Here is a 3,713-nt window from a genome sequence, read left to right as displayed (position 1 = left end):
GGGGGCCGGGGGCGCCGACGGGGCCGGGGACGCCGACCAAGCTAGAGACGTCGACGCCGGCCCTCACGAGATCACCGTCGCGCTGTGTCGGTGGTGTCACGCGAAGGTCCACGGGTCGATCGCGCGGATCGACGACGACGCGAACCCCGACCCGGAGGCGATCGCGGAGCGCGAGCGGCGTCGGAGCGAAGAACGGGCCGAGACGGCCTTCGAGACGGCGCGAGAGCGCTACGACCGCGACGGGGCGGAGTAGCGGTCGAACAGAGCCGCTCCGAAACCGATCGGCTACGGCGTCGGTTCCGCTGGGAATCTGCGGTGTGCGTGGCTCACTCGTCCTCGGGCTTCGGGCGCACCAGGTCGGCGAGCGCGACGAGACCGCCGAGGAACCAGCCGAGCGGCACCGAGATGCCGACCCACATCAGCACGTACCCGAGCCCCGGGAGTCCCCACTGCTGGCCGAAGGTCTCCAGGTCGAACGCGCCGCGGAGCGTCTCGTTGATCCCGCCGACCGCGAGGAACGTGTCGAGGATCCAGCGCGCGAGCTCGTAGCTCGGCGAGAGGATGAGATCCGCGAGCATCGGGGTGAACAGCGCCGCGACGACGGGCGGGAGGAATATCGCCGTCATCGCGAACGGGTACGCGAGGAGGACGCTCACGAACCGGCCGCCGACCTTCGAGGTGGTCGCGGCGAGCGCGGCCGAGACGACCGCGACGACGCTCGCCGCTCCGACGGCGATAACGGCGTCGACGGAGAGCTGGAAGTGCGTGACCACGGTGAGCGCCCCCCAGACGACCGCCGCGAGGAGTATCACGCCGAGCACGCCGAGCCGGGTGACCGCGGAGTCGAACTTCGACGCGTAAAAGCGGGTCGCGAACCCGACGAGCAGCAGCGGGTAACCGATCGCGACGAGCGGCGCTCCGAGGGTCGCCCACAGGTAGTAGCCGACGCGCTGGGGGGTCGTCTCCGGTGTCCACTTGCCCAGTACGGGACTCGGGTCGAGCTGGCGGGGGAACGCGACCTCCATCCACGTCTCGTGGAGGCGAACGACGTCCAGGAGGAGCGCTTCCACCAGCCCGATTTGTCCTCGACGTTCCATTTGATTCACCTCGCGCGCCGGGTGACGTGAACTTTGTGCCTTCGTCCGGTCCGTCAGCGGGACAGAAACCGTGTGAACTGCCGGTTCGATTCGTTTCACACACCAAGAACGTTCACGTTCGTAACATATTTATAAACACTCCAACCGAGTTCGAGTATCCCGCGGTGCGGAACGCGTCGGCAGTGGGCTTGCGTCGTCGACGTCGACGAGTGGGTCCTCAGGAGCCGCAGCTCCGGTAGCCGTGGACCCTCACGATGACATGGATGCCATTGACTCAACGGCAATCATCTGTTGCAGTCAGCACATTCTTTTTAATTATATTATTAATCGCCACAACCGCAAGTGCAGGCACGGCAGCAGCGAGTACAAACGAGACTATCTCAGTAGAATATTCGGGGATTGTTGAGAATATCGTACCTGGACAAGATACTCAGAAAATAACAGATATTAGTATTGATCAGTCTGAGGAGTATAACACTTCGTTTGTTGAAGTATATCTTGATATTTCTAATCTTAACCGATATAACATTGATACCTCAAATATTATGGTGTATAACACCTCAATTTCAAACGGAAATATTGACCAAACAAATTTCTATGTCGATGAAAATAAGAGTACTATATCATTATTGATAGAAAGTAATGACAAGTCCAATTCGATAAATATAAATGAAATAACATTGCGCGGGATCAAGGTAGAAGGTGAATATGAGCAGTTGGATGTTAATTATGGACTGGCTGCCATTTCTAGTTCAGGAGTATCACAAGATCCTATAGAAAATTCTATTCAGAGTACCGATTCAGTATATTTCAAAATTGCAGATGGAACGGTAACACTTCAAAATCAAGCAACTGGATCTAGTCAAATTAAGAGAGAAGATAGAACTGCACCAGGTATTAGAATAAATAATATCTCAACAAATGTTGAGTCAACATTGTTTATAGTCGACAGTGATAACCAAAATAGGATAGTTAGTGTCACTTCAGATTTTGATCGGTCATTTGATTCTAAACAAGCCGTCACAACAGAAATCAAGTCGCTTGGAGGTCCTGTTGAGGCCTATCTCATTTCAAATCAGACAATAGACTCAAGCGGCTATGAGGTAGGAGATCATCTGGATAGTTCCAAACTTGAAGGTGTAATTGCTAGTGATACAGGTCACTTATATCTGGGAACAGTTCGATTTAATAATAAATCATACAAACAGCCACTCCATTCAGAGATAACTGTCTCGGAAGCAACATTAAGAGATAATGTGGATGATGAGACTCCATTTATTATTACAGCACATCGTATGTCAAAAGATGATGATCTATACTCTGACTCAATTATAGGCTACTCTAGAGTGTTAACAGGAATGAATGAAGATATACCAATAATCCTGAAGAATGAAAATAATCAAAGCACATCTATTTGGAATAGTAATAGAATTGCGGTATCAATCCAAACACTCGAAAATTACTCTGGAGAGGTCTATGTAGATAGCAATAACACTTCTATTCTTCCAAATATTGATTTGAATAGACAGATTACTGGGAATGGTGTATCAGACAGCGCATCCATATATATTAAAACAGATCTTACGAACAAGACTACAGGAGAACTTGAGATTGATCGGGAATTCTCCAATAAAGGTTATCAAGATGCAATGGTCTATTCGGGCGAAACAATCATATTTGACACTAATCTGAACTCATCATCAAGAGTAGAATTACATAGAAAATCGAAACACAATAATTACCTAACATATGAGTTGGGAAAATTCATCTCTAATACCTCGTTTGTCGGTTTTAATACCACCAAACATCCAACAGGAGAGTATATTCTCACAGGAGATTCTTTCAATTCATCAGTCACATTTACTATTGTCGGAGAGGACGATCAGTACTCATTATTGTCAAATAATACGTTGAATCGAACGATTAGCGATATCTATGAGATTGATATCCATCATAACTCATCAGAGGTTATATTACAACTGATAAACAATGATACCAAGACAGATATCGTTACAACCAAACTAAACACGACCGGATCGAATGAGACGAAACTTCGTTTCAACACGTACGCAGTCGGAAATGACTCGCAGAGTGCAGCGGTGTTCAGTAGTACCCGGAACAACTCGATCGAGTCAGTCGAGACGTCGGTTCCCGAGAAGGGGTTGCTGCCCGGCGAGTACGAGGCGCGAGTACGGACGACACATGGGCACGCGACCACGACGGACAGCGTGACGTTCACGCTCCAGAATCGATCGACGTCGGGCGTGGAGACGTACGCGGCCGAGGGGAAGACCGCCGAGACGTTCGACACCGCCGGTGCGGTCCACGCCGGCATCGCGAACGGGACGCTCGAACCGACCTCGACGGTCTCTCCGAATCACACCGTCGTCTACGCGGTGAACGCGACGGGGTTGACCGGCCTTGCGGCGGCGCGAAACGCCTCGCTCGACACGGGACGAGACCTGGAGCGACTCGACGGGCTGGCGTTCGGAGTCCGTCTCTCGGACGGCGTCTCGACGCTCGGCGACGACCTCGGATCGACGCCCGCGGCCGACGCGGTCCACGTCGACGAATCGAACCTGTTCCTCGTCGCCGACGGCGACGACGCGCTCGGGG

General features: G+C 52.1%; 1 protein-coding gene and 2 pseudogenes. 2 read left to right on the top strand and 1 reads right to left on the bottom strand.

What is annotated here, in order from left to right:
• A pseudogene (locus GJ633_RS14940) lies at window positions 1–253 on the top strand (hypothetical protein); the annotation flags it as partial.
• Between the two features lie 73 nt (window positions 254–326).
• Here the strand turns inward: GJ633_RS14940 and GJ633_RS14935 are convergent.
• Complete coding sequence (locus GJ633_RS14935; RefSeq protein ID WP_321169115.1) at window positions 327–1,070, bottom strand: hypothetical protein; 744 nt, start codon at window positions 1,068–1,070, stop codon at window positions 327–329.
• Between the two features lie 2,126 nt (window positions 1,071–3,196).
• Between GJ633_RS14935 and GJ633_RS14930 the strand changes: the two are divergent.
• Window positions 3,197–3,713 (top strand): annotated as a pseudogene (locus tag GJ633_RS14930) (hypothetical protein); the annotation flags it as partial.

It is taken from the genome of Halorubrum sp. CBA1125 (genome assembly GCF_009742825.1).
GTDB lineage: Archaea > Halobacteriota > Halobacteria > Halobacteriales > Haloferacaceae > Halorubrum.
The sequence above is the reverse complement of the archived record's forward strand: the minus strand, read 5'-3'. Positions and strand labels throughout refer to the sequence as shown.